At 64.3% G+C, this 26,027-nt stretch carries 17 protein-coding genes and 5 pseudogenes; 13 read left to right on the forward strand and 9 right to left on the reverse strand.

Annotated elements, in window-relative coordinates; genetic code table 11:
* The first annotated feature begins 2 nt into the window (after positions 1-2).
* Positions 3-425, forward strand: coding sequence for a F0F1 ATP synthase subunit epsilon (locus tag ACQVLG_RS08020; protein WP_474293844.1), 423 nt, complete (start codon positions 3-5; stop codon positions 423-425).
* 75 nt (positions 426-500) lie between these two features.
* On the opposite strand, the gene rsgA is transcribed toward ACQVLG_RS08020, so the two are convergent.
* From rsgA to ACQVLG_RS08050, 6 genes are all read right to left on the reverse strand, one after another.
* Positions 501-1,628: a ribosome small subunit-dependent GTPase A gene (rsgA, locus tag ACQVLG_RS08025; protein WP_474293846.1), complete on the reverse strand. Its 1,128-nt coding sequence runs from the start codon at positions 1,626-1,628 to the stop codon at positions 501-503.
* A 203-nt stretch (positions 1,629-1,831) separates the two neighbouring features.
* The gene (locus ACQVLG_RS08030; protein WP_474293848.1) at positions 1,832-2,386 is read right to left on the reverse strand and encodes a hypothetical protein; all 555 of its coding nucleotides are present in this window, start codon (positions 2,384-2,386) and stop codon (positions 1,832-1,834) included.
* 69 nt (positions 2,387-2,455) lie between these two features.
* Positions 2,456-2,821 carry an adenosylmethionine decarboxylase gene (gene speD, locus ACQVLG_RS08035; protein WP_474295582.1) on the reverse strand — a complete coding sequence of 122 codons (366 nt, stop codon included), beginning with the start codon at positions 2,819-2,821 and terminating at the stop codon, positions 2,456-2,458.
* A gap of 170 nt (positions 2,822-2,991) precedes the next feature.
* Complete coding sequence (locus tag ACQVLG_RS08040; protein ID WP_474293850.1) at positions 2,992-4,455, reverse strand: DUF4178 domain-containing protein; 1,464 nt, start codon at positions 4,453-4,455, stop codon at positions 2,992-2,994.
* A gap of 20 nt (positions 4,456-4,475) precedes the next feature.
* Positions 4,476-5,516, reverse strand: a complete 1,041-nt coding sequence (locus ACQVLG_RS08045) for an SPFH domain-containing protein (RefSeq protein WP_474293852.1) — start codon at positions 5,514-5,516, stop codon at positions 4,476-4,478.
* Between the two features lie 31 nt (positions 5,517-5,547).
* A complete protein-coding gene (locus ACQVLG_RS08050; protein WP_474293853.1) occupies positions 5,548-5,946 on the reverse strand; it encodes a DUF350 domain-containing protein in 399 nt (132 codons plus the stop codon).
* A gap of 45 nt (positions 5,947-5,991) precedes the next feature.
* On the opposite strand from ACQVLG_RS08050, the gene ACQVLG_RS08055 reads away from it, so the two are divergent.
* Entirely contained in the window at positions 5,992-7,503 is a 1,512-nt protein-coding gene (locus ACQVLG_RS08055; protein WP_474293855.1) for a polyamine aminopropyltransferase, read from the forward strand.
* The gene (locus ACQVLG_RS08060; RefSeq protein WP_230540123.1) at positions 7,503-9,134 is read left to right on the forward strand and encodes an NAD(P)-binding protein; all 1,632 of its coding nucleotides are present in this window, start codon (positions 7,503-7,505) and stop codon (positions 9,132-9,134) included. The genes ACQVLG_RS08055 and ACQVLG_RS08060 overlap by 1 nt, the downstream gene beginning before the upstream one ends.
* 64 nt (positions 9,135-9,198) lie before the next feature.
* Here the strand turns inward: ACQVLG_RS08060 and mmsB are convergent, their stop codons facing one another.
* The 3 genes and pseudogenes from mmsB to chvE all read right to left on the reverse strand — a co-directional run bounded on the left by mmsB (position 9,199) and on the right by chvE (position 13,082).
* The gene (gene mmsB / locus ACQVLG_RS08065; protein ID WP_230540124.1) at positions 9,199-10,413 is read right to left on the reverse strand and encodes a multiple monosaccharide ABC transporter permease; all 1,215 of its coding nucleotides are present in this window, start codon (positions 10,411-10,413) and stop codon (positions 9,199-9,201) included.
* Positions 10,403-11,944 carry a multiple monosaccharide ABC transporter ATP-binding protein gene (gene mmsA / locus ACQVLG_RS08070; protein WP_474293858.1) on the reverse strand — a complete coding sequence of 514 codons (1,542 nt, stop codon included), beginning with the start codon at positions 11,942-11,944 and terminating at the stop codon, positions 10,403-10,405. The genes mmsB and mmsA overlap by 11 nt, the downstream gene beginning before the upstream one ends.
* Positions 11,945-12,057: 113 nt before the next feature.
* Positions 12,058-13,082 (reverse strand): annotated as a pseudogene (gene chvE / locus ACQVLG_RS08075) (multiple monosaccharide ABC transporter substrate-binding protein).
* 429 nt (positions 13,083-13,511) lie between these two features.
* Here chvE and ACQVLG_RS08080 point away from each other — a divergent pair.
* The 10 genes and pseudogenes from ACQVLG_RS08080 to araD all read left to right on the forward strand — a co-directional run bounded on the left by ACQVLG_RS08080 (position 13,512) and on the right by araD (position 26,020).
* Positions 13,512-14,678 carry a fumarylacetoacetate hydrolase family protein gene (locus ACQVLG_RS08080; protein WP_474293860.1) on the forward strand — a complete coding sequence of 389 codons (1,167 nt, stop codon included), beginning with the start codon at positions 13,512-13,514 and terminating at the stop codon, positions 14,676-14,678.
* A gap of 27 nt (positions 14,679-14,705) precedes the next feature.
* Complete coding sequence (xylB, locus tag ACQVLG_RS08085) at positions 14,706-15,473, forward strand: D-xylose 1-dehydrogenase (RefSeq protein WP_230540128.1); 768 nt, start codon at positions 14,706-14,708, stop codon at positions 15,471-15,473.
* Positions 15,470-17,257, forward strand: a complete 1,788-nt coding sequence (locus tag ACQVLG_RS08090; RefSeq protein WP_474293862.1) for an IlvD/Edd family dehydratase — start codon at positions 15,470-15,472, stop codon at positions 17,255-17,257. The genes xylB and ACQVLG_RS08090 overlap by 4 nt, the downstream gene beginning before the upstream one ends.
* Positions 17,258-17,387: 130 nt before the next feature.
* Positions 17,388-18,363: pseudogene (gene xylF / locus ACQVLG_RS08095) on the forward strand (D-xylose ABC transporter substrate-binding protein).
* A gap of 73 nt (positions 18,364-18,436) precedes the next feature.
* Positions 18,437-20,021: pseudogene (xylG, locus tag ACQVLG_RS08100) on the forward strand (D-xylose ABC transporter ATP-binding protein).
* A pseudogene (locus ACQVLG_RS08105) lies at positions 20,018-21,159 on the forward strand (sugar ABC transporter permease). The pseudogenes xylG and ACQVLG_RS08105 overlap by 4 nt, the downstream one beginning before the upstream one ends.
* Positions 21,160-21,226: 67 nt before the next feature.
* Entirely contained in the window at positions 21,227-22,426 is a 1,200-nt protein-coding gene (locus ACQVLG_RS08110; protein WP_474293864.1) for a XylR family transcriptional regulator, read from the forward strand.
* Positions 22,423-23,196: an aldose epimerase family protein gene (locus tag ACQVLG_RS08115; RefSeq protein ID WP_230540132.1), complete on the forward strand. Its 774-nt coding sequence runs from the start codon at positions 22,423-22,425 to the stop codon at positions 23,194-23,196. Before ACQVLG_RS08110 ends, ACQVLG_RS08115 begins: the two co-directional genes overlap by 4 nt.
* Positions 23,197-23,280: 84 nt before the next feature.
* A complete protein-coding gene (locus ACQVLG_RS08120) occupies positions 23,281-24,294 on the forward strand; it encodes a 2-dehydro-3-deoxygalactonokinase (protein WP_230540133.1) in 1,014 nt (337 codons plus the stop codon).
* Positions 24,291-26,020 (forward strand): annotated as a pseudogene (araD, locus tag ACQVLG_RS08125) (L-arabinonate dehydratase). The gene ACQVLG_RS08120 and the pseudogene araD overlap by 4 nt, the downstream one beginning before the upstream one ends.
* Positions 26,021-26,027 lie beyond the last annotated feature (7 nt).

The raw sequence follows: 26,027 nt of genomic DNA on the forward strand, positions 1-26,027 counted from the left end.
ACATGGCACACACAATTCACGTTGACGTGGTTTCCGCTGAAGAACTGATTTTTTCAGGCGAAGCAGAATTCGTCGCGTTGCCGGGTGAACAGGGCGAGCTGGGTATCTACCCACGCCACACGCCTTTGATTACCCGCATCCGTCCGGGCGCGGTCCGCATCAAGGTAGTCGGCCAGGCTGAAGAAGAGTTCGTCTTCGTTGCCGGCGGCCTGCTGGAAGTGCAACCGGATACCGTGACCGTCCTGGCCGATACCGCAATCCGCGGTCACGACCTCGACGAAGCGAAAGCGCTGGAAGCGAAGAAGTTGGCGGAAGAAAATATCCACAACAAGGATTCGGGCATCGACTACGCGCAAGCGCAAGCCGAGCTGGCCAGCGCGATTGCGCAGCTGGCAGCGATCCAGAAGCTGCGCAAGCAAGATTAATTTGCGCGCATGCAGTAATACAAAAAGGCAGCCTGCGGGCTGCCTTTTTTTTCAGCAAACGGATTTCAGTAAAAACTAGCGGCGCTTGTTCTTTCCCCTTTCCAGCCCCGCCTTCAAGATCGTCTTCCACTTGGCGCGCGCGGCGATGCGCTCGAGCGGCGTTTCCTCGCTGCGGTGGGTGTCGCGCAGCAGCTTGTGATAATTGCGCAGGCGGTCGCCGTCGACGGCGCCGCGCACGGCGCAACCGGGCTCGCTGGCATGCTGGCAATCGCGGAACTGGCACGTCGCTGCCAGCGCCGCGATATCGTCAAACGTGGCGGCCAGGGTCTGCGCATCGGCATCGGCGCGCCAGCTGCGCAAGCCCGGCGTGTCGATGATGCAGGCGCCGCTGGCGCACAGGTGCAGCGAACGGGCCGTCGTCGTATGCCGGCCGCGCCCGTCGCCGTGGCGCACGCCGTTGGTCGCTTGATCCGCCGCGCACAAGGTATTGGTCAGGCTGGACTTGCCCGCGCCCGATGAACCGAGCAGCACCAGGGTCTGGCCGGCGCCCAGCCAGGGCTCCAGGATGGCCACGTCATACGCGTGGCGCGTGTCGATGGCGAACAGCGGGACATGGGGCGGCAGGCGCTGTTTCAGCAGCGCCAGCTTGCCGCCCACGTCGTCGGCCACGTCGGCCTTGCTCAGCACCACCACGGGCGTCACTTGCGCCGCCAGCACGATGGCGAGATAACGCTCCAGGCGGCGCGGATTGAAATCCCCATCGAGTCCCATCACCAGCAGGGCCGTGTCGACATTGCTGGCCAGTACCTGACGCCGGCCGTCATTGCCGCGCCGGGCGATCTGCGTGGCGGGGGATAAGTGCGCCGTTATCCACAGCGTGCCGTGAAGATCGGGTTCGGCGGCGATCCAGTCGCCGACCGTGAGGATGGTGTCCTGCGCCAGCAGCGCGTGCAGCAGCCGCGGCAGGACGTGCGCCGGGTGTTCCTGCTTGCCGTCGTGTGCACGCCGATGCTGTCGCGGTGCACGGCGCTCACGCGTAGTAACTGTGCGGCGGGGGACGATACGTCGAGATGGGTGGCTGCGCTGGCGATGGCCTGCTGCAGCCCGATAAGGCGTAGTTGCGCAAAATCGAATGCGATCATGGTAGCGTGATTCCAGATTCTGTCGTCCGCGTGCGGACGTGTAGCCTGCGCGTGCAGGCACCGCCAGTCGCGATGACTGGCACGAAAGAAGGGGGAAGTCGGCTACGCGATCACGCGTATGGGCATTGCGGGCTAAAAGGCTTAGCGGGGAAAAACAGTGATCAGGCAGCCGACAGCACGGCAGTATCCGAATGGCGCATGTTGTCTACTCCTGTTGTGTGATGGAAAATACCAGTGTGCCAGCGGCACGCGCCGGCGTCAACCTCAGCTGCACATGCCGTAAGCCTTGCGCTCGGGGAAATAGCGGTAGGTAAACGTGCGCACCGGGTAGCGCTTGCCGGCGATGAGCATGTCGGGCATGGATAAATCAAAGCGTTGCGGCAGCTGGCGCGGCAGTTGCAGGCGCAGTCGCCACTGCGTCTCGGCGCTCGAACCCACGGCGGAAAACATGATGGGCAGCGTTTCGATGACGTCGACGATTTCCGCCTTGCGGTTCATGCCGCGCTGATAGATGGTCAGCACCTTCGCTTCGGCGAACGGTTCCTTGTGCGGTTCTTCCAGCAGGAAAGACAGGCGCGTAAAACTGGCTTGCGTACCGATGGGCAAGGTAAAAATCAGCGCCAGCTCCGTGCCGCCTTCCTTCAAGGTGACGGGCGGCGTGGCGTAGATGCTGATACCGCGCGGCAGTTCGAAACGCGATCCCTCCGTCCACGTCTTGCACTCGGGCGTGGTGGCCTGGTACAGGCTGGGCGCCGTGTAGTCGTCACAGGCGGAAACCAGCAGCAGCAGGGGCAGGGCAAGGAGGGTGGAACGGCGCATGGGAGTCACGGTTGGGATATGAGCCGACAGTGTAAGCGATCCCCGCGCGATCCACCAGCGACGCCAGGCCTACCCGGGCGGGGCGCGCCGCACGGACTTCAGCTGGCAATGCGCCGCCTGCAGCGCCTCCTGGATGATCTCCAGCGCCAGCTGCGGCCGGGCCGCGCCGCACATGAAGAGATCGACGGCGGCAAAGCCAAATTCCGGCCAGGTGTGGATGGAAATGTGCGATTCGGCCAGCAGCACCACGCCGGTGACGCCCTGGCCGGCGCCAAAGCTGTGGAAATGGCTGTGCAGCACCTGCGCGCCGGCCGTAGTGGCCGCCGCGCGCAGCAGGCCTTCAAGCGCGGCGCCATCGCGCAGGCGTTCCGGCGCGATGCCCGACAGGTCGGCCAGCAGATGGATGCCCAGGGGGAGATGCGGTGCGGACGCCATGCTTATTTGTGGCTGCCGCCGCTGGAGCCGCCGCCATAGCTGCCGCCGCCGCTGCCCGTGCGCGAACTCCAGCTGCTGCCGCTGCTGCCGCTGCCGGCCACCTAACATGCGCACCCAGTTGGCGGCCGTGACGGAAAACGTCACCATCAGGGCATAGATCACGTATTTACTCATGGGGGATTCTTTGCATTCTTGTCGAGAAAAGCGGCGGGCAGGAACAGCGCCAGACAGCCCAGCAAACTCCACATCAAGGTGCTGGAGAACGAGACGAACATGGGAATCGCATTCAGGACCAGCACGATGACCATGAAGACCTTGGCGATGCCGCGGTGGCTCAGCTGGATATTCTGTACCTTGGCGCCGCCATGGAAGGCGGCGCCGAACCAGGCGGCCATCTGGTCATAGGCGACGGGCAGGGAGCGCGACCAGGTCATTTCTTCGCCCGTGAGCTCCGCCCCGAGTTTGGTCTGTCCCTGTTCGAATTCAAACACGCGCGTGTTGTCGCCGACGGCCACCTTCCAGTTGAAGGCGCCCGCCGCATACACGACCTGCGAGCCGTAGTCATACAGTTTGCGGTAGGTGGCGCCATCGAGCGTGCAGCTGGCGGCGTCCAAGGACGCCCAGCTGGGCCAGTTCGGCAGCACGTTCGAGCGCGACCAGCCCTCGTCCGTCTCCACCAGCCAGAAGAAGCCGGCGCGGGCGTTGTACAGCAGGTATTCGTTCCACTCGCTGCCCTCGTCGTCGGCGCGGCGCATCATGCCGATCACCGTGAAATCCACATTGCTGATCTTCGCGCTGGCGCCCAGCTCCAGCGTGATGTCGGCGTTGTCGTGCACCTGCTTGCCGATGGCCAGCACCTGCGCTTCCGGGCCGCTGGCGTCGAGCTGCGCGTGGCAGGCGGGGCACACCAGCTGCGCCGCCGCACCCGGCACATACTGGATGCCGCTGCCACAGGAGGGGCAGTCGAGCGCATCGAGTTTGCCGCGGTACTTGCCGGCGCTTTTGGCGATGGCGTCGTCGTCGCGCAGCAGCTGGCACTTTAAACTGTCCAGGGTGACGGCCACGCCCTGGTAGACGACCGGTTGCGGGCCATCCGTGTAGTCGAGCGTGACGAAGCTGGCGTAGTTGCGGAAGTCCGCCACCTGGATGCGCCAGCCGGCGCCCACCTTGAAGGGCAATTCGCCCTGGCCGGCGATGCATTCGGCATTGCGGATCTCGGCCGCCGTATACGGTTCGCCGCAAATCGTGTAGCGCTTGCCCGGCGCCAGCTCGCCAAAGACGGGTAAGGTAGCTTGCGTGCTGCGCTCGCGCGTCAGCGTGTACAGGCCGGACGAGTCGCCCAGCCAGGCCGTGCTGGCGTCGTCGAACAGCAGATACCACTCGTTCCACGTGCCGGCGCTGTAGCGCTGCTGGATGCGCCCGACGACGGTGAAGTGCACGCCATCGTGCATGCCGGCCGTGCCGATCTGGATTGGCGAATAGTCTTCCAGGACGGCCGACATCTTGCCCACGTCCCTGACGGCATCGGCGTCCTTGAGGATGGTGCTGTGGCAGTACTCGCACACGGCGAGCACGGAAGCGTGCGAGCGGAAACGGACTTCCGCGCCGCAGCTGGGACAGGAAACAGTTTGCATGCAGTCGTATTTCGCCCTAATCAGCCGATCAGTTTTTTCAGCAGCTCAGCCTTGGCGCCGTCGTAGTCGGCCGGCGAGATGAGCCCCTTGTCCAGTAAACCCTTGAGTTTTTCCAGGCGCGCCTCGATCGGTTCTTCCGCGGGAGCCGGTGGCGCCGCAGGTGACGCGGCGGGCGCCGGCTGCTGCAGCGCACCGCCCATGCTTTGCGCCATCACCTGGCCGATCGACAGCCCGGCGCCGAGGCCTGCGCCGATACCGGCCATGCCGCCTTCGTTCTGCGCCGCCAGCGGGATCGCGTTGGCCACCTGGAATTTGGTGTAGCCGCTCATCTTGTCGGCGCCCAGGCCGCCCTTCATGCCGGCGGAAATACGCTCGTCGAGCGCCGCCTGCAATTCCTCGGGCAGGCTGATGCTGGCCACGTTGAATTCATCGAGGCCCACGCCGTAGCGGGCAAACGCCTGCGCCAGGCCATCCTTGACCTCTTGCGCCATCAGCGCCTGGTTGGCCGCCATGTCGAGGAAGGGGACATTCGCGCCGCCCAGCGAGCTGGCCATGCTCGACATCAGAATGCCGCGCAGTTGATCTTCCACCTCGTCGCGCGTATAGACTTCGCGCGTGCCGCTGATCTCCGTGAAGAAGGTGCGGGCGTCGGCGATGCGGTACGAATACATGCCGAAGGCGCGCACGCGGATCATGTCGAAATCCTTGTCGCGGATGGTGATCGGCTGCGGCGTGCCCCACTTGCGGCCCGTCTGCACGCGGGTGCTGAAGTAATACACGTCCGACTTGAAGGGCGAGTCGAACAGCTTGTCCCAGTTTTTCAGGTTGGTCAGCAACGGTAACGTTTGCGTCGTCAGCTTGTGCGTGCCGGGACCGAAGACGTCGGCGATCTTGCCTTCATTGACGAAGACGGCGACCTGCGATTCGCGCACATTCAGGATGGCGCCGTTCTGGATCTCGAAATCCTGCATGGGGAAGCGCCAGGCCAGCACGCCGTCCGTCTCTTCGTTCCACTGCAGTACGTCGATAAACTGCTTCTTGATAAAGCTGCCGAGGCTCATGATGGATGTCCTTGAATAAGATAAAGCGGTGTCAGGAAATGCAGGCGGCGTTGATGGCGCCGATCGACAGTGAAATGGCGCCCAGCAGGCCGCCGAAAGCGCTGTTGTTCGATTCGATCTGGTCCTTCGACATGCGCAGCAGGCGCGTGGTGACCACATAGGCGAGCAATTGCACCACCATGGCGCCAAAGGCCCAGGCGAAGAATTGCTGGTAGTCGGCCGTGTGCATCAGGGACGAGGCGATGGTGGCGGAAAAGCCCAGCAGTGCGCCGCCCAGCGACAGGGCCGCCGCCTGATTGCCCTGGCGGATCAGCAGCACTTCGTTATACGGCGTGACGCGCGTGTAGATGATAAAAAAGGCAATCAGCAGCGCGGCGGCCAGTATAAGATGGATCAGATAGTTTAGTGGCGGGCACGGCTTTCCTCGCAATGAGTATTTGATAACGTCAACGCATATTAGAACAAAAAAAGTCCAATGAACAAAAAGATTCTGATTTTGTCCGTCTTCGTGGTCGCCTCCTGCGGCCTCGCGTATGAACTGATCGCCGGCGCCATGTCCAGCTACCTGCTCGGCGACTCGATCCTGCAGTTTTCCACCATCATCGGCTGCTACCTGTTCGCCATGGGGGTGGGCGCTCACTTTTCCAAGTATGTGCGGGACGACGACGTGCTCTCGCGCTTCGTCGACATCGAACTGGCCGTGGGCCTGATCGGCGGCCTGTCGGCCGCCATCCTGTTCATGACGTTTTCGTGGATGGCCGCGCCATTTCGCACCCTATTGTATGTGATGGTGTTCCTGATCGGCGCACTGGTCGGCATGGAAGTGCCGCTGGTGATGCGCGCCCTGAACTCGCGCCAGACGGAATTTTCCGAGCTGGTCAGCCGCGTGCTGACCTTCGATTACCTGGGCGCGCTGGCCGTCTCCCTGCTGTTCCCGCTGGTGCTGTCGCCCTACCTGGGACTGGTGCGCACGGGCTTTTTGTTCGGCATGCTCAACGTGGGCGTGGGCCTGTGGACGATCTGGGTGTTCCGCGCGGAGCTGAAGAACCTCACGGGGCGCTTCCTGCGCGCCTGCGCCGTGATGCTGGTGCTGGTCGTCGGCTTTGCCATGTCCGACCGCATGGTGGCCTGGGGCGAGCACGGCCTGTTCGGCGACCAGATCGTGTATTCCACCACCACGCCCTACCAGCGCCTGGTGATTACGCGCTGGAAGGACGATACGCGCCTGTACATCAATGGCAACCTGCAGTTTTCCTCGCGCGACGAGTACCGCTACCACGAGGCGCTGGTGCACCCCGTGCTCGAAGCGCTGCCGTGGGCACGCCGCGTGCTGGTGCTGGGCGGCGGAGATGGCCTGGCGCTGCGCGAAATCCTCCGTTATCCACAGGTCGAACACGTCACCGTGGTCGACCTCGACCCCGCCATGACGGCCGCTTTTACCACGCGCCCGGAACTGGCAAAGTTAAATAACAACGCGTTCTCGGACAAGCGCGTCACCGTCGTCAATGCTGATGCCGCCGTCTGGCTGCGCAACAATGGCGACATGTTCGACGCGGCCATCGTCGATTTCCCCGACCCGTCCAGCTTCGCGCTCGGCAAGCTGTATTCGGTGCCGTTCTACGACCTGGTGAAAAAGCACCTGGCCGCCAAGGGCCTGATGGTGGTGCAATCGACCTCGCCCTTCTTTGCCCCGCACGCCTATTGGACCATCAATTCGACCCTGCGCGAAGTGGGCATGCGCACCTGGCCTTATCACGCCTATGTGCCCTCGTTCGGCGAATGGGGTTTTATCCTTGCCTCGCCCCAGCTCGATTACGTGCCGCCGACGAAATACCGCCTGCCGATGCGCTACCTGAATGCGGACACCACGCGCGAGATGTTCATCTTCCCGCCCGACATGCAGCCGCTGCCGATGGCGCCGAACCGCTTGAATACCCAGTCGCTCGTGCATGAATTCGAGCAGGACTGGAACCGGGTGATCCGCTGATGCAGCGCCGCTCCTTCATGTTGTGGGCCGCTGGCGGCACGGCGGCGGCCGCAGCCGGCATCGGCAGCATCGCCGCGTATCTGCGCTGGCAGGAAATCACGCCCAAGGTACTGTATCCGGGCCGCAGCGAGGGGCATTATTTGCGCAAGCTGCTGCGCGAGCGCACGGCGCTGCCGCCGCCTACACGCACCTTGAGCACCGACGTGGCCATCCTCGGCTCCGGCATCGCGGGCCTGACGGCCGCCTGGCGCCTGAACAAGCTGGGGCACGGGGACTTTCTCATGATCGATGGCCCGCAGCCGTATGGCAACGCGGCCGGCGGCCACTTCGGCGACCTCGCTTATCCGACCGGTGGTCATTACCTGCCGCTGCCGTCGCCCGAATCGACCCATGTGCGCGAGATCCTGTTCGACCTGGGGATCATCGAGCGCGACCCGCAGGCGGAAAAGCCATATTACGACGAGCGCTACATCCTGCACGCGCCGGAAGAGCGATTGCTGTTCAACGGCCACTGGCAGGACGGCTTCATTCCCACCGAAGGAGTGTCGCCTGCGGAACTGGCGCAGCATGAACGCTTCTTTGCCGAGGTGCGGCGTTTGCGCCAGGCGCATGGCAACGATGGCAAGCGCGTCTTCGTCTTTCCTACCGTGGAGTCGTCGCAAGATCCGGCCTGGCAGGCGCTCGACACCATCACCTTGAAGCAGTGGATGGAGCGCGAAGGCTATACCTCGCCTACCCTGCACTGGTATCTGAACTACTGCTGCCGCGACGATTACGGCACGCGCTACGACCAGGTCTCGGCCTGGGCCGGCCTGCATTACTATTGCAGCCGCTGGGGCCAGGCGGCCAACGCAGGCAATGGCGCCTGGCTGACCTGGCCGGGCGGCATGCAACCGGTCGCCACGGCCATGGAGCAGGCCTCTGGTGTCAAACGTCATGTGGGCACGGTGGTTTCCGTGCAGACGACGGAGCAGGGCGTGGAGGCGCTGTGCCTGGAACTGGTCGATGGCCAGCCGCGCACCTATCTGGTCAAGGCGCGCAAGGCCATCTGCGCCATGCCTTTGTACGTGGCATCGCGCGTGGTGAAGAACATCGCCGAGTATGGCTTTGACGCGAAACGCGATACGCCCGCGTATGCGCCGTGGCTGGTGGCGAATTTTCTACTGAAACGCTTTCCCGAGGAACTGCCGCATGCGCCCCTGTGCTGGGACAACGTGGTGTACCAGGAACCGGGCCTAGGCTACGTCGTCTCGACCCACCAGGATATCCGCGTGCGTCCGCCCGAGAAAACCGTCTTCAGCGCCTACGTGGCCCTGTCCGACCGCACGCCGCAGCAAGCGCGCAAGTGGCTCGACACGGCCAGCCCCGAAGAACTGCTGGCGCTGGCCAGCGTCGATTTAAAGACGGCGTATGGACGCGATTTTGCCAGCTGCGTCGAGCGCGTCGACATCACCGTGCGCGGTCACGCCATGGCGGCGCCCTTGCCGGGATTTCGCAGCAACGCGGGCTTGAAGGCCTTGCGCGAGCACGACGGCGCCATCCTGTTCGCGCATGCGGATTTGTCGGGCTTTTCCGTGTTCGAGGAAGCGGCGTGGTGGGGGGACCGCGCTGCGCGATTAGCCTCCGCATAAAAAAGGCCGGCGCGAACGCCGGCCAGAGCCCCCTAAGGCTCGAACCTGTGCTTCCTTGTTCTTCTCATTTATTTTTATTAATCACGTCGATGAAGACGGCTGCCAGCAGCACCAGGCCCTTGATCACCTGCTGGTAATCGATGCCGATGCCCATGATGGACATGCCGTTGTTCATCACGCCCATGATGAAGGCGCCGATGACGGCTCCCATCACCTTGCCCACGCCGCCCGAGGCCGAGGCGCCGCCGATGAAGCAGGCGGCGATCACGTCCAGCTCGAAGCCCGTGCCCGCCTTCGGCGTGGCCGTGTTCAGGCGCGCCGCGAAGATCAGGCCGGCCAGCGCGGCCAGCATGCCCATGTTGACGAAGGTGTAGAAGCTGACCCGTTCCGTCTTGATGCCGGACAGGCGCGCCGCCTTCTCGTTGCCGCCCACGGCGTACACGCGGCGGCCCAGCACGGTGCGGTTGGTGATGAAGGTGTAGGCGACGATGAGCAGCGACATCACGGCCAGCACGTTGGGGAAACCGCGGTACGACGCCAGCAGGTAGCTGAAATACACCATCACGGCAGCGAACACGCCGTTTTTCAACAGGAAGAACGCGCGCGGCTCGTTTTCCATGCCGTGTTTCAGTTGCTTGGCGCGGCTGCGCAGCGAGGTGACGATCAGTGCCACGGCGGCGATCACGCCCAGCAGCAGCGAGAAGCCGCGCAGGTTGTCGCCGCCGAACGGGTCGGGCAGGAAGCCGGAGCTGAGCATCTGGAAGCCTTCCGGGAAGGGGCCGACCGACTGGCCAGCCAGCAGCGCCAGGGTCAGGCCCTTGAAGACCAGCATACCGGCCAGGGTGACGATGAAGGACGGGATTTTAAAGAAGGCGACGAAATAGCCTTGCGCGCCGCCGATGACGGCACCGGCCAGCAGGCAGAGGATGCTGGCCGCGACAAAGTTCATCTCGTAGTTGACGATCAATACCGCCGCCAGCGCGCCGACGAAGCCGACCACCGAGCCGACCGACAAATCGATATGGCCGGCCACGATGACCATCAGCATGCCCAGCGCCATGATGACGATGTAGCTGTTTTGCAGCACCAGGTTCGTCAGGTTCAGCGGCTGCATCAGGGTGCCGTCCGTCATGTACTGGAAAAAGCCCATGATGACGATCAGCGAGAGCAGCATGCCGTAGTCGCGCATATTGTTTTTCAGGAAGCCGGCATAGCTTTTCGCTTGCGGCGCGGCCGCTGGCGCGCCTGCCGCCGCTCCCGCTGTCAGTTTATTGTCCATTGTTTTCTCCGTGTGTAACGATCGCGCGCATGATGCGTTCCTGCGATGCTTCTGCCGCGCTCAGTTCTGCCGCGAAGCGGCCTTCGTTCATGACATAGATCCGGTCGCACATGCCCAGCAATTCCGGCATTTCCGAGGAAATCATGATGATGCATTTGCCTTCGGCGGCCAGCTCGCTGATGATGCTGTAGATCTCGTACTTGGCGCCCACGTCGATGCCGCGGCTCGGTTCATCGAGGATCAGCACGTCGGGGCGCGAAAACAGCCATTTCGCCAGCACCACTTTCTGCTGGTTGCCGCCGGACAGGTTGACCACCTTCTGCGCCACGCTCGAGCAACGGGTCTTGAGCTTGCGGCGGAACTCCTCGGCCACGCTGAATTCACGCTGCTCGTCGATGACCATGTGCCGCGAAATCGCGTCCAGGTTGGCCAGGCTGGTGTTCTTCTGGATGTCTTCCTCGAGGATCAGGCCCAGGCCCTTGCGGTCTTCCGTGACGTACGCGAGGCCGTGGGCGATCGCCTTGCCGATGGTGCTGACGTCGATTTCCTGGCCATGCTTGAGCACCGTGCCGCTGATGCGCTGGCCGTAGGCGCGCCCGAAGAGGCTCATCGCCAGTTCCGTGCGCCCGGAGCCCATCAAGCCGGCGATGCCGATGATCTCGCCCTTTTTCGCGTGCATATTGATGCCCTTGATGACGGGGCGGTCGGCATGCTCGGGATGGAAGACGCGCCAGTCGCGCACTTCAAAAATGGTCTCGCCGATGGTGGGCGTGCGCGGCGGATAGCGGTCGGCCATCTCGCGACCGACCATCTTTTCGATGATGCGGTCTTCGCTGACGGGCTCCGTGCGGCAGTCGAAACTGTCGACCGTGTTCCCGTCGCGCAGCACCGTGATGGCGTCGGCGACCCGTGAAATTTCATTGAGCTTGTGCGAAATCAGGATCGAGGCGATGCCCTGGGCTTTCAGGCCCAGCAGCAGGTCGAGCAGGGCCGCGCTGTCGCTTTCGTTCAGGCTGGCCGTCGGCTCGTCGAGGATCAAGAGCTTGACGTCCTTGCACAGCGCCTTGGCGATTTCGATCAGCTGCTGCTTGCCCACGCCCAGATTGGTGATCAGGGTGTCGGGGGACTCTTTCAGCCCGACTTTCTGCAGCAGTTCGCGCGTCTTCGCTTGCGCGTATTCCCAGTCGATGACGCCCATGCGGGACGGTTCGTTGCCGAGGAATATATTCTCGGCGATCGACAGCTGGGGCACCAGCGCCAGTTCCTGGTGGATGATGATGATGCCGATTTCTTCGCTGTCCTTGATGCCGCGGAAGTGCCGCGTCTGGCCCAGGTAATCGATGTCGCCCGTATAGCTGCCATGGCCGTAGACGCCGCTCAGCACTTTCATCAGGGTCGATTTGCCGGCGCCGTTTTCGCCGACGATGGCGTGAATCTCGCCGCTGCGTACCCGCAGGTTGACATTGTCGAGCGCAACGACGCCCGGGAATGTTTTGCGTATCCCGCGCATTTCCAGGATAGTGTTCGTCATATAACCTCTCTGGCACGGCCGCGCTGGTGGGCAGCGGTCGTGCGGCAGTCTTGTTCTTGATCGTGCGTGAAGCGAAAGGCCCGGCAGTGCCGGGCCTTCAGTACCTTGGACGCTTATTTCACTTGCGCTTCCGTGTAGTAGCCGCTGCCGGTGACGAGCACCTGCTTCCAGTTCGCCTTGTCGACGGTGACTGGTTTGAGCAGGTAGGACGGCACGACCTTCACGCCGTTGTTATAGGTCTTGGTATCGTTGACGGTCGGCGTCTTGCCGCTCATCATGGCGTCGACCATGTTGGCCGTCACCTTGGCCAGTTCGCGGGTGTCCTTGAACACGGTCGATGCCTGTTCGCCGCGGATGATCGATTTCACCGACGGGATTTCCGCATCCTGGCCCGTGACGACGGGGAACGGTTGTTTCGGCGTGCCGTAGCCGACGCCCTTGAGCGAGGACAGGATGCCGATGCTCAAGCCGTCATACGGCGACAGCACCGCGTCGACGCGCGCATTGCCGTAGTAGGCGCTGAGCAGATTGTCCATGCGCGCCTGCGCCACGGCGCCGTCCCAGCGCAGGGTGGCGACCTTTTCCATGCCCATCTGCTTCGAGCGCACCACCAGCTTGCCGCTGTCGATGTACGGTTTCAGCACCGACAGCGCGCCGTTGTAGAAGAAGTGCGCATTGTTGTCGTCGGCCGAGCCGCCGAACAGTTCGATATTGAACGGGCCCTTGCCTTCCTTGAGTTTCAGCGCCGATTCGATATAGCCCGCTTGCAGCACGCCGACCTGGAAGTTGTCGAAGGTGGCGTAGTAATCGATGTTTTTCGTGCCGCGGATCAGGCGGTCATACGAAATGACCTTGATGCCCTTGTCGGCCGCCTTTTGCAGCACGTTCGACAAGGTGGTGCCGTCGATGGCGGCGATCACCAGCACCTTGGCGCCCTTGGTGATCATGTTTTCCACCTGCGCCAGCTGGTTTGGGATGTGTCGTCGTCGGCAAACTGCAAGTCCGTCTTGTAGCCGCGCTCCTTGAATACCTTGACCATGTTGTCGCCGTCGGCGATCCAGCGCATGGACGATTTGGTCGGCATCGAGATGCCGATCGCGCCCTTGTCGGCGGCGCTTGCCACGGGCATTGCCGCCATGCCGGAGATGGCCAGCGCCAGGCTCGCGGTCAGCATTTTCATTGTTGTTTTCATTTCAGGTCTCCACCGTCTTCGATAGTTGAATGTGCCAGGGCCGTCGTCCAGCGGGCGGGCTCCGTGCGGATGGCCGATTGCAGGCCACGGCTGATACTAGTTTGTCCATCCATCCCTCACCAATCACTTTTTTCGCATTGGCGATATCCAAAACGGTATCGATAAGCCAATTGATGCAATGCGCCATTGCGCCCCTTTGCGCCTGCCGGCAGGGCGGGAACGGGGGCCGGGCGGCGGCTTTTTTTGGTGCGCTGCAATACCAATAATCATCATCCAATTTGGTGATTTTCGTAATTGCGGCGACACAGGGGGGCGCGCAGAATCGCTCCGAACTTGACCAATTGCCTTCTCATCACGACCCTTTGAAAGCTTGCCATGCAGCTGATTTCCCCCGCTTCCCTGTTGCCCGCCGACCTGGCGCAGGCGCTCCTCATCGGCCGCATCTGGCGTGACGGCCCCTGCGTCATCGCCGTGCGCGGCGGCGAGGTGGTCGACATCACGCAGACGATGGCGACGGTGGCCGGGCTGTTCGAGCGCAGCGATGCGCTCGATATCGCCCGCCATGCGCCCGGCATCGCGCTCGGCTCCGTGCAGGCGCTGCTGGCGCAGGCGCTGGCCGCGCCGGCTGGCGAGCCGTTCCTGCTGGCGCCGTGCGACCTGCAGGCCGTCAAGGCCTGCGGTGTGACTTTCGCCGTCAGCCTGCTGGAACGGGTGATCGAGGAACAGGCGGGCGGCGGCGACGCGGCGCGCGCGGCGAGCCTGCGCGCCGCGCTGCAAAACAACCCTCTCGGCAGCGACCTGTCCGCATTGAAACCGGGTTCGGACGCGGCGCAGCGCCTGAAACAGCAGCTGCAGCAGCGCGGCGCCTGGTCGCAATACATGGAAGTGGGCATCGGCCCCGATGCGGAAGTGTTTACCAAGGCACAGCCGATGTCGTCGGTGGGCTGCGGCGCGCAGGTGGGCTTGCTGCCATCGTCCGCCTGGAACAACCCCGAGCCGGAGATCGTCCTGGCCGTCAACAGCCGCGGCGAGGTGCTGGGGGCTTCCCTGGGCAACGACGTCAACCTGCGCGACATCGAAGGGCGCAGCGCCCTCTTGCTGGGCAAGGCCAAGGATAACAACGGCTCCTGCGCCATCGGTCCCTTCATTCGCCTGTTCGACGAACACTACACGCTCGACACCGTGCGCCAGGCGGAAGTGTCGCTGCTGATCGAAGGCGCGGACGACGGCTTTGTGCTCGAAGGTGCCAGCTTCATGCGCGAAATCAGCCGCGACCCGCTCGACCTGGTGCGCCAGACGGCGGGCCAGTACCACCAGTATCCGGACGGCTTCATGCTGTTCCTGGGAACCATGTTCTCGCCCGTGAAGGACCGCGGCGCGCAGGGCGGCGGCTTCACGCACCACCTGGGCGACCGCGTGACGATTGCCAGCGCCGCGCTGGGCGCGCTGGTCAACGAAGTGCAGCGCTGCGACGCGATTGCCCCATGGACGTTTGGCGTGCGCGCGCTGTACCAGAACCTGGGCCAACGCGGCCTGCTTTGATCCGATTATTTTAAAAAGAGAGACACCATGCAGCATGCAACTTACCCCAGCCTGGCAGGCCAGCGCGTCGTCATCACGGGCGGCGGCACCGGCATCGGCGTGGCCATCGTCGAGGCGTTCGCGCGCCAGGGCGCCCACGTCACCTTTCTCGACATCGCCCGCGAGGCGTCGCTGGCGCTGCAGGAAACGCTGGCGCACCTGCCGCAGCCGCCCCTGTTCCGCTATTGCGACCTGACGGACCTGGCAGCCCTGGCCGCCACTTTCGCCGAGATTGAACACAGCACGGGCGCCACGGATATCCTCATCAACAACGCGGCCAATGACGACCGCCATCAGCTGCAGGACGTCACGCCCGCCTACTGGGACGAACGCATCGCCGTCAACCTGCGCCACCAGTATTTCTGCGCCCAGGCAGTGGCGCCGGCCATGCGCGCCAAGGGCAGCGGCGTGATCCTCAACCTGGGCTCGATTTCCTGGCACCTGGCGCAGGCGAACCTGTCGATCTACATGACGGCGAAGGCCGGCATCGAAGGGCTGACGCGCGGTCTGGCGCGCGACCTGGGTGCCGACGGCATCCGCGTCAACTGCATCATTCCCGGCGCCGTGCGCACGCCGCGCCAGGAGCGGCTGTGGCATACACCGGAAGCGGAAGCCGTGATCCTGCAGGGACAATGCCTGCAGACGCGCGTGGAGCCGGAAGACGTGGCGGCGCTGGCGCTGTTCCTCGCGTCGGACAACGCGGCCAAGTGCGCGGGGCGCGAATACTATGTCGACGCAGGCTGGTACGGCGCATGAGTACCCCAGGCAATCGCCAGGCGCGGCGCTTCCGCTCGCAGGACTGGTTCGACAATCCCGAGCACATCGACATGACGGCGCTGTACCTGGAGCGCTTCATGAACTACGGCATTACGGCCGAGGAGCTGCGTTCGGGCCGGCCCATCATCGGCATCGCGCAAAGCGGCAGCGATATCAGCCCCTGCAACCGCATCCACCTGGAACTGGCCCTGCGCGTGCGCGACGGCATCCGCGACGCGGGCGGCATCCCGATGGAATTTCCGCTGCACCCGATCTTCGAGAACTGCCGCCGTCCCACGGCCGCGCTGGACCGTAACCTCGCGTATCTGGGCCTGGTGGAGATTTTGCATGGCTACCCGATCGACGCCGTGGTGCTGACGACGGGCTGCGACAAGACCACGCCGGCGCAATTGATGGCCGCCGCCACGGTGGACATCCCCGCCATCGTGCTGTCGGGCGGCCCTATGCTCGACGGCTGGATGGACGGCGAGCTGGTTGGGTCCGGCGCCGCCATCTGGAAGGGCCGCCGCCAGCTGTCCGCTGGCGTGATCGACAACGACAAATTCCTGCAGATCGCCGCCGCCTCGGCGCCGTCCGCCGGCCACTGCAACACCATGGGCACGGCATCGACCATGAATGCGCTGGCCGAGGCGCTGGGCATGTCCCTGACTGGCTGCTCTGCCATCCCCGCGCCGTACCGCGAACGGGGCCAGATCGCCTATGCAACGGGGCGCCGCATCGTCGGCATGGCGCATGACAACGTGCGCCCGTCAAGCATCCTCACGCGCGAGGCCTTCCTGGACGCGATTATTGTCAACGCGGCCATCGGCGGCTCCACCAACGCCCAGCCGCACCTGATGGCCATGGCGCGCCATGCGGGCGTGGCATTGCACTCGAGCGACTGGATGGCGCACGGCTACGACGTGCCGCTGCTGTTGAACATGCAGCCGGCCGGGAAGTATCTGGGCGAGCGCTTCCACCGCGCCGGCGGCGTGCCTGCCGTGATGTGGGAGCTGCAGCAGGCGGGCCTGCTGCACGCGGACCGCTTGACGGTCACTGGCCAGAGCATGGCGGCCAACTTGCAAGGCCGCGAAAGCGCGGACCGCGAGATGATCCGCCCGTTTGCCGCGCCGCTGAAGGAAAAGGCCGGTTTCATGGCCTTGCAGGGCAACCTGTTCGACTTCGCCATCATGAAGACCAGCGTGATCTCGCCCGCTTTCCGCGAGCGCTACCTGTCGCGCCCCGGCAGCGAGGGCGTGTTCGAGGCGCGTGCCATCGTCTTTGACGGTTCAAGCGACTATCACGCGCGCATCAACGACCCGGCGCTCAATATCGACGACAGCTGCATGCTGGTCATGCGCGGCGCCGGTCCCGTGGGCTGGCCCGGTTCGGCCGAAGTGGTCAACATGCAGCCGCCCGATGCCTTGCTGAAGGCGGGGATCCTGAATTTGCCGACCCTGGGCGACGGGCGCCAGTCGGGCACCTCGGACAGCCCCTCGATCCTGAATGCGTCACCGGAAAGCGCAGTGGGCGGCGGCCTGGCGCTGCTGCGCACGGGCGACATCATCCGCGTGGACTTGAACGGGGGCCAGTGCGACATGCTGGTCGATGCGGCTGAACTGGCGCGCCGCGCCCGGGAACTGCCGCCGCCCGTCAACGACAGCGCCACGCCGTGGCAGGAGCTCTACCGCGCCAGCGTTGGCCAGCTGGAAACGGGCGCCTGCATGGAGCTGGCCCTGAAATACCGCGCCGTGGGCCAGACCCTGCCGCGTCACAACCATTAGCAGCACGTAGGTCGGGTTAGCGCTTCGCACGTAACCCGACGTGATTGTAGAAGTACCCCGCAGTTAAAAAATGTAGTTAAAAAATCCAACAAGGAGACACACAATGAACAAGATCATCAGTGCAGCCATCATGACCGCCATGCTGGCATTGAGAGAGCAGCGCCGCCCTGGCCGATGCGAAAAACCCGAAGATCGGCTTTTCCATCGACGATTTGCGCGTGGAACGCTGGACGCGCGACCGCGATTTCTTCATCGCCGCCGCCGAGAAGCAGGGCGCCAAGGTCTTCGTGCAGTCGGCCGACGCCAGCGAGCAGCGCCAGATTTCGCAAATCGAAAACCTGATCTCGCGCGGCGTGGATGTGCTGGTGATCGTGCCGTTCAACGCCACGGTGCTCAACAATACCGTCAAGGAAGCGAAAAAGGCCGGCATCAAGGTGCTGTCGTATGACCGCCTGATCCTGAACGCCGATATCGATGCGTATATCTCGTTCGACAACGAGAAAGTGGGCGAAATGCAGGCCGAAGGCGTGACCAAGCTGCAGCCGAAGGGCAATTACTATTTGCTGGGCGGTTCGCCGACCGACAACAACGCCAAGATGCTGCGCGAAGGCCAGATGAAGGTGCTCAAACCGTTCATCGACAAGGGCGACATCATGATCGTCGGCCAGCAGTGGGTGAAGGACTGGAGCGCCACCGAAGCGCTGTCCATCGTGGAAAACGCGCTGACGGCCAACGGCAACAAGATCGACGCCATCGTCGCCTCGAACGACGGCACGGCCGGCGGCGCCATCCAGGCCCTGGCCGCGCAAAAACTGGCCGGCAAGGTGCCGGTTTCGGGCCAGGACGCCGACCTGGCGGCGGTCAAACGCGTCATCGCCGGCACGCAATCGATGACCGTCTATAAACCCCTGAAAACCATCGCTTCGGAGGCGGCCAAGCTGGCCGTGCAACTGGCGCGCAACGAAAAGCCGGCCTACAACTCCAGCTATGACAACGGCCTGAAAAAAGTCAGCACGGTGCTGCTCAAACCCACGCCCTTGACCAAGGCGAATGTGAACATTCTCGTCGATGACGGTTTCTATACCAAGGCGCAGCTGGGTAATTAAGTGGTGGTGTCGGGTTACGCGCTGCGCGCTAACCCGACCTACGCCTCCTCCTGGTCAATAAATGTGAGCTCAGATGTCTGAATTTTTGCTTGAAATGAAAGGCATCGTCAAACAGTTTGGCGGTGTCCGCGCGCTTGACGGCATCGACCTGCAGGTGCGGGCCGGTGAGTGCATCGGCCTGTGCGGCGAGAATGGCGCCGGCAAGTCGACCCTGATGAAGGTGCTGTCCGGCGTGTACCCGCACGGCACCTGGGATGGCGAGATCCTGTGGGATGGCCAGCCCCTGCGCGCGCAATCGATCCGCGACACGGAAGACGCGGGCATCATCATCATCCACCAGGAACTGATGCTGGTGCCGCAGCTGTCCGTGGCCGAGAATATCTTCATGGGCCGCGAACTCACCCTGCCCGGCGGGCGCATGCATTACGCGGCCATGTACAAGCGCGCCGACGAGCTGCTGCGCGAACTGAAAATTCCCGAACTGAACGTGGCGCAGCCCGTGATGCATTACGGCGGCGGCCACCAGCAACTGGTGGAAATCGCCAAGGTGGCTCAACAAGAATGCGCGCCTGCTGATACTCGACGAGCCGTCGTCGTCGCTGACGGCGTCGGAAATCGCCGTGCTGCTCGATATCCTGCGCGCCCTGAAGGCCAAGGGCGTCACGTGTATCTATATTTCGCACAAGCTCGATGAGGTGGCGGCCATCTGCGACACCATCGTCGTCATCCGCGACGGCAAGCATATCGCCACCACGCCGATGGCGCAGATGAACGTCGAGCGCATCATCGCGCAGATGGTAGGCCGCGAAATGAGCCAGCTGTATCCGCAGCGCGCAGTGGGGAACAATGCGCCTGCGGCCATCGGCGAAGTGCTGTTCGAGGCGCGCCACGTGAGCTGTATCGATGCCGACAACCCGCAGCGCAAGCGGGTCGACGATGTGTCGTTCACCCTGCGCAAGGGCGAGATCCTCGGCATCGCCGGCCTGGTGGGGGCGGGGCGCACGGAGCTCGTCTCGGCCCTGTTCGGCGCCTACCAGGGGCCGTGCCAGGCCGAAGTGTGGCTCGATGGCCGCCGCATCGACACTTCGTCGCCGCAAAAGGCCATCGCCATGGGCCTGGCCATGGTGCCGGAAGACCGCAAGCATCATGGCATCGTGCCCGACCTCGACGTGGGGCAGAACATCACCCTGGCCGTGCTGGAGCAATTCGCGCGCGCCTCGCGCATCGATGGCGAGGCGGAATTGAAGGCCGTGCGCGGCGAGATCGCGCAGCTGGAACTGAAGGCGGCCAGCCCGTCGCTGCCCATTACGAGCCTGTCGGGCGGCAACCAGCAAAAGGCTGTGCTGGCCAAGATGCTGCTGACGCGCCCGCGCGTGCTGATCCTCGACGAGCCCACGCGCGGCGTCGACGTGGGCGCCAAATATGAAATCTACAAACTGATGCTGGCGCTGGCCGACCAGGGCGTGGCCATCATCATGGTCTCGTCGGAACTGGCCGAAGTGCTGGGCGTGTCCGACCGCGTGCTGGTGATGGGCGAAGGCCGCCTGCGCGGCGACTTTATCAACGATGGCCTGAGCCAGGAAACCGTGCTGGCGGCGGCGCTGGACCAGCGCCCGGCGCCCGCCGTCAACACCGCAAACAAGGAACCCGCAGCATGAAACCGCACAGTATCAAACAGCTGTTCACCCAATACAAGATGCTGGCCCTGCTGATCGCCGTGGCGCTGATCTGGGCCTTTTTTTCGTGGAAAACGCAGGGCAGTTTCCTCACGCCGCGCAACCTGTCGAATTTGCTGCGCCAGATGTCCGTCACCGGCATCCTCGCCTGTGGCATGGTGCTGGTGATTATCGCCGGAGAGATCGACCTGTCGATCGGCTCCCTGCTGGGGCTATTGGGCGGCATCGCCGCCGTGCTGGACGTCACGCAGCACTGGCCGCTGGCGCTGAACCTGATGGCGGTGCTGGGCTGCGGCCTGGTGATCGGCCTCCTGAATGGCTACCTGACGGCGTACCGGGGCATCCCGTCCTTCATCGTCGGCCTGGGCGGCATGCTGGCGTACCGCGGCATCCTGCTGGGCATCACAGGCGGCATCACGATCGCCCCCGTCTCCGAGCCGATGGTCTACCTGGGACAGGGTTACCTGCCCGCCGTGCCGGGCATCGTGCTGGGCATCGGCCTGTTCCTGCTGGCCGCCTTTCTGACGTGGCGCGCGCGCGCCAGCCGCGCCCAGCATGGCTTGCCGCAGACGGCGCCCTGGGCCGACGGCTTGCGCCTGGCCGTCATCGGCGCCGTGCTGTATGCCTTCGTGCAGACCCTGAACGGCTATGAAGGCATCCCGCTGCCCGTGCTGCTGTTGCTGGCGCTGCTGGGACTGTTCAGCTACATCACCAGCCAGACCGTGTTCGGCCGGCGCATCTACGCCGTGGGCAGCAATATGGAAGCGACGCGCCTGTCCGGCATCAACGTCAAGGCCGTCAAGCTGTGGATCTTCGGCATCATGGGCCTGATGTGCGCGCTGGCGGGGCTGATTAACACGGGCCGCCGGCGGCCGGTTCGCCGTCGGCCGGCACTTTCAGCGAACTCGATGCGATTGCCGCCTGCTTCATCGGCGGCACCTCGATGCGCGGCGGTTCGGGCACGGTGTACGGCGCCCTGATCGGCGCGCTGGTGATGGCCAGCCTGGATAACGGCATGTCCATGCTGGACGTGGACACCTACTGGCAGATGATCGTGAAAGGCAGTATTCTGACCCTCGCCGTCTGGGTCGATGTCAGTACAAGGGCGGGACGCCGGTAAAACCGATGCGTGACCGGCAGCCAGGGACGAAAATACGTCCCGGCCGCCACATGGAGGAGACACCAGCATGAAGTTACCGACCGCGCACCGGATCGCGCTGCTGTTTAACGGGAATAAAATCTACGACCGCGACATCATCGCGGGCATCGCCGCCTACCTGAACACCACGCGCGTGTCGTGGGACCTGTTCCTGGAAGAGGATTTCCGCTGCCGCCTGCCCGGCATCGAACGCTGGCAGGGCGACGGCATCATCGCCGATTTCGACGATCCCTCCGTGTGCGCGGCGCTGGCGCACAGCCGCCTGCCCGTGGTGGCCGTGGGCGGTTCGTATGCGCGCGCGGACGATTACCCGGTCGGCATCCCGTACGTGGCGACCGATAATTTCAAGATCGTCAAGCTGGCCTATGAACACCTGGTGGAAGCGGGCTTGAGCCGCTTTGCCTGTTTCAGCCTGCCCGAGGCCGATGTCAACCGCTGGGCGCAGGAGCGCGAAACGGCGTTTTGCGCCCTGATGGAGCGCGACCGCATGAGCGCCGACGTGTACCGGGGCGTGGCCACCAGCGCGCCGTCTTGGGACGAGGCGGTGGAGCAGCAGATCGCCTGGCTCAACAGCCTGGAAAAACCCGTCGGCATCATCGCCGTGAGCGACGCGCGCGCGCGCCAGCTGCTGCAAGCCTGCATGCACGCGGGCATCGCCGTGCCGGAGCAAGTGGCCCTGATCGGCATCGACAATGATCCGCTGGCGCGCATGCTCACGCGCATTCCCTTGAGTTCCGTGATCCAGGGCACGGAGGAAATGGGCCGCACGGCGGCGCATTTGCTGCACCAGATGCTGAACGGCGCGCGCCTGTCCGGCACGCGTATCCTCGTGCCGCCGGCCGGCCTGAACGTGCTCGCCTCCACGCGCCACCAGCCTTTCCAGCATCCGCAGGTGATGCAGGCGCGCCACTTCATCCGCCAGTACGCCTGCCAGGGCATCAAGACGGAGCAGGTGGCCGATTACGTCGGCGTGTCGCGTTCCTCGCTCGAAGCGCACTTCCGCCATGAGCTGGGGCGCAGCGTGCACGACGAGATCCTGCATTTCAAGCTCGATGCGGCCAAGACCCTGCTGGCGCGCGGGCCGGGGCAGGTGGCCGAGGTGGCCGTGCGTTGCGGCTTTACCACGGTGCAGTACATGCACGCCGTCTTCAAGCGCGAACTCGGCTGCACGCCGCGCGAATTCCAGCAGCGCAGCCGGCCGCCGCCAGCGCCCGGGCAGGCGCCATGATGCATCTGCTGCGCAATGCGCGCGGCATGCGCGTGGCCATCGACGCGCACGATGCCAGCGTGCGGGCCTGGTGGGCGCCCGACCGTTATGGCCGCGTGGCCGACGTGCTGAGCGCCGCGCCCCCTGCGGCGCAGTCGTCTGCGGGCTGGCGGTGCGACCCGCCGGACGATGGCCACTTGCGGCTGCATCTGATGCAAGACGGCCTGTCGGTGCGTCTGGCCTACCGGTTTGATGACGATGGCAGCCTGCAGCTCGATTGCGCCGCCACGGCCGATACGGTTTCCCATTTCTCTCTTGCCGCGCCCCGCTTCAATCTGCAGGGACGCCATGCCAGCGTGGGTGATCACGTGCTGTGCCTGGCCGCCGACCGTTACCGGCCTTGGCCCGGCGGCTGCGCGGGCGACGCTGCGCTCGACGTGGCGGGCAGCGCGTTTGACTTCCGCCAGCCGGCGCCGCTCGCGTCGCGCCTGGCCTGGCCCGCGCTGGTGCACTTGCCGGGATTCCGGCATGACTTTTACTGGACGGGCAGCGGCCAGCTGCGCGAAGCGGCGCGGGTTGCGGACCCCGCGTCCGGCCGGGTCCTGCGTTTTTCCAGCACCCAGGACAGCTGCCATCTGTATTCCGATGCGCGCTGTTTTTCCCTGCTGGCGCAGGGCGTGGAAGTGCAGCCGGGACAGGTGAGGCGCTTCAAGCTCGCCTACCGTTTGGGCGTGCAGGATATCGATGCGTTTGACATATCCGAACCGGTATCAATGATGTCAAATAAGTGATTGGTCAGATATGCGGGGCAGTTCTACCATGGGGTAGTTTTTCCCTCATTTATTTTTGTCCTGACCGACGCTGCGAACCTGCCCATGAACATACTCACCATCGATGCCGGTACCACCAATACGCGTACTTTGCTGTGGCGCGGCGGCGCCGTCGTCGCCCAGGCGCAGCTGGAAACGGGCGTGCGCAATACCGCCATCGATGGCCATAACGGCGCGCTGAAACAGGCGCTGCGCGACACCATCGCCAGCGTGCTGGCCAGCGCCGGCATCGCGCCGTCCGCCGTGGACCTGGCGCTCGCTTCGGGCATGATCAGTTCGCCCATGGGGGTGCAGGAAGTGCCGCATTTGCCGGCGCCCGCCGGCCTGGCCCAGCTGGCGCAAGGCATGCAGGCGGTGGACTTGCCCGACGTGCTGGCGCAGCCCCTGTGGCTGATTCCCGGCGTGCGCAACCAGCATGGCGCCGTCGGCTTGCATAACGTCGAGGCGATGGACATGATGCGCGGCGAAGAGACGGAAGTCGTCGCGCTGCTCGAGCGCCTGCAGTTGCGGGGCGCGGCGACCCTGATCATGCCCGGTTCGCATACCAAACTGATCAGCGTGGACGAGCAGCGCCGCATCCTCGGCTGCAGCACCACCATCGCGGGCGAGCTGCTGCAGGCGATCACGCAGCACACCCTGATCAAGCAATCGGTCGATGGCGGTTTTGCCCATACCCTGGTGCCGAAAATGCTGCTGGCCGGCGCGGCCGCGGCGCAAAAAACGGGGCTGGCGCGCGCCTGCTTCAGCGTGCGCACCCTGGGCCAGTTCAGCGCCGTCGAATGCAATGAGCGGGCCAATTTCCTGATGGGCGCGGTCCTCAGCGGCGACCTGCTGGCGCTGCGCAACAGCACCGCCATCCAGATGCGGCCCGATACGCCGCTCGTCATTACCGGCAAACCCATGCTGCGCCAGGCGCTCGGGCTGCTGATCGAGGAACACGGATTTTTTTATGGCAAGCGCATCATCGTCGACGACCAGCAGCAAGACCATCTGGCCGGTCACGGTGCGCTGCTGATCGCCGCCGCGCGCGGCTTGATTTCCCCGCAGGAGACAGTATGAGCAGCAACAAGAACAAGCGTCCCTTGCGTTCGCAAGCGTGGTTTGGCGGCGACGACAAGGACAGTTTCATTCACCGCAGCTGGATGAAGAACCAGGGTTATCCCGGCGACGCTTCGATGGCCGCCCCGTCATCGGCATCTGCAATACCTGGTCCGAACTGACGCCGTGCAATGGCCATTTCCGCGACCTGGCCGAGATGGTCAAGCGCGGCGTGCTCGAAGCGGGCGGCTTTCCCGTCGAATTTCCTGTCATGTCGCTGGGCGAGACGAATCTGCGCCCGACGGCCATGCTGTTCCGTAACCTGGCCAGCATGGATGTCGAGGAATCGATCCGCGCCAACCCCATCGACGGCGTGGTGCTGCTGACGGGCTGCGACAAGACCACCCCGGCCCTGCTGATGGGCGCGGCCAGCGTGGACTTGCCCACCATCGTGCTGTCGGGCGGCCCCATGTTGAACGGGAATTACCGGGGCAAGCCGATCGGCTCGGGCACGGACGTGTGGAAGTTTTCCGAAGACGTGCGCGCCGGGCGCATGACCTCAAACGAATTCAAGCAGGCCGAATCGTGCATGTCGCGTTCCGCCGGCCACTGCATGACCATGGGCACGGCTTCCACCATGGCCAGCATGGTCGAGGCGCTGGGCGTGACCCTGCCCGGCAACGCGGCCATTCCCGCCGTCGATGCGCGCCGCAAGCTGCAGGCGCAGCTGACGGGCCGGCGCATCGTCGACATGGTGCATGAAGACCTGAAACTGTCGCAGATCCTCACGCGCGAAGCGTTTGAAAACGCCATCATGGTCAACGGGGCCATCGGCGGCTCGACCAATGCCGTGATCCATCTGCTGGCCATTGCCGGGCGCATCGGCGTGGACATGCGCCTGGGCGACTGGGACCGCCTGGGCCGCGACATTCCCTGCCTGCTGAACCTGATGCCGTCGGGCCAGTACCTGATGGAAGACTTTTACTATGCGGGCGGCCTGCCCGTGATCATCCGCGACCTGCTGGGCAAATTGCATGGCGGGGCGCTCACCGTCACGGGCGCCAGCATGGCCGTCAACGTGGCCGAGGCGGAAAATTTCAATCCCGAGGTGATCACGCCGCTGGCGCAGCCATTCAAGGACGAGGGCGGCATCGCCATCCTGCAGGGCAACCTGGCCCCGCGCGGCGCCGTCATTAAGCCTTCCGCCGCCTCGCCCAAGCTGATGCAGCACCGTGGCCGCGCCGTCGTCTTCAACAGCATCGAGCACTATAAAAAGCGCGTCGACGATCCCGCGCTCGATATCGATGCCGGCTGCGTGATGGTGCTGCAAAATTGCGGCCCGCAGGGCTATCCGGGCATGGCTGAAGTGGGCAATATGGGATTGCCGAAAAAACTGCTGGAGCAGGGCGTGCGCGACATGGTGCGCATCTCGGACGCGCGCATGAGCGGCACGGCCTATGGCACGGTGGTGCTGCACGTGGCGCCGGAAGCGGCCGTGGGCGGGCCGCTGGCGCTGGTGCGCGACGGTGACATGATAGAACTGGACGTGGCGGGACGGCGCTTGCACCTGGACGTCGACGAGGACGAATTGGCGCGCCGGCGCGCCGAGTGGCGCGCGCCGGAGCCTGCGATGAGGGGCGGCTACCAGTCGATGTACATCAAGCACGTGACGCAGGCCGACGAAGGCGCGGACCTGGATTTCCTCGTCGGCTGCCGGGGTTCGGCCGTGCCGCGCGAATCACACTAAAAAGGAA

Source organism: Janthinobacterium sp. TPC_1, assembly GCF_056037845.1.

Coding starts and splice junctions, on each gene's coding strand:
- ACQVLG_RS08020 (WP_474293844.1), top strand. CDS start 3: ATGGCACACACAATTCACGTTGACGTGGTTTCCGCTGAAGAACTGATT.
- ACQVLG_RS08030 (WP_474293848.1), bottom strand. CDS start 2,386: ATGCGCCGTTCCACCCTCCTTGCCCTGCCCCTGCTGCTGCTGGTTTCC.
- speD (WP_474295582.1), bottom strand. CDS start 2,821: ATGGCGTCCGCACCGCATCTCCCCCTGGGCATCCATCTGCTGGCCGAC.
- ACQVLG_RS08040 (WP_474293850.1), bottom strand. CDS start 4,455: ATGCAAACTGTTTCCTGTCCCAGCTGCGGCGCGGAAGTCCGTTTCCGC.
- ACQVLG_RS08045 (WP_474293852.1), bottom strand. CDS start 5,516: ATGAGCCTCGGCAGCTTTATCAAGAAGCAGTTTATCGACGTACTGCAG.
- ACQVLG_RS08055 (WP_474293855.1), top strand. CDS start 5,992: ATGAACAAAAAGATTCTGATTTTGTCCGTCTTCGTGGTCGCCTCCTGC.
- ACQVLG_RS08060 (WP_230540123.1), top strand. CDS start 7,503: ATGCAGCGCCGCTCCTTCATGTTGTGGGCCGCTGGCGGCACGGCGGCG.
- mmsB (WP_230540124.1), bottom strand. CDS start 10,413: ATGGACAATAAACTGACAGCGGGAGCGGCGGCAGGCGCGCCAGCGGCC.
- mmsA (WP_474293858.1), bottom strand. CDS start 11,944: ATGACGAACACTATCCTGGAAATGCGCGGGATACGCAAAACATTCCCG.
- ACQVLG_RS08080 (WP_474293860.1), top strand. CDS start 13,512: ATGCAGCTGATTTCCCCCGCTTCCCTGTTGCCCGCCGACCTGGCGCAG.
- xylB (WP_230540128.1), top strand. CDS start 14,706: ATGCAGCATGCAACTTACCCCAGCCTGGCAGGCCAGCGCGTCGTCATC.
- ACQVLG_RS08090 (WP_474293862.1), top strand. CDS start 15,470: ATGAGTACCCCAGGCAATCGCCAGGCGCGGCGCTTCCGCTCGCAGGAC.
- ACQVLG_RS08110 (WP_474293864.1), top strand. CDS start 21,227: ATGAAGTTACCGACCGCGCACCGGATCGCGCTGCTGTTTAACGGGAAT.
- ACQVLG_RS08115 (WP_230540132.1), top strand. CDS start 22,423: ATGATGCATCTGCTGCGCAATGCGCGCGGCATGCGCGTGGCCATCGAC.
- ACQVLG_RS08120 (WP_230540133.1), top strand. CDS start 23,281: ATGAACATACTCACCATCGATGCCGGTACCACCAATACGCGTACTTTG.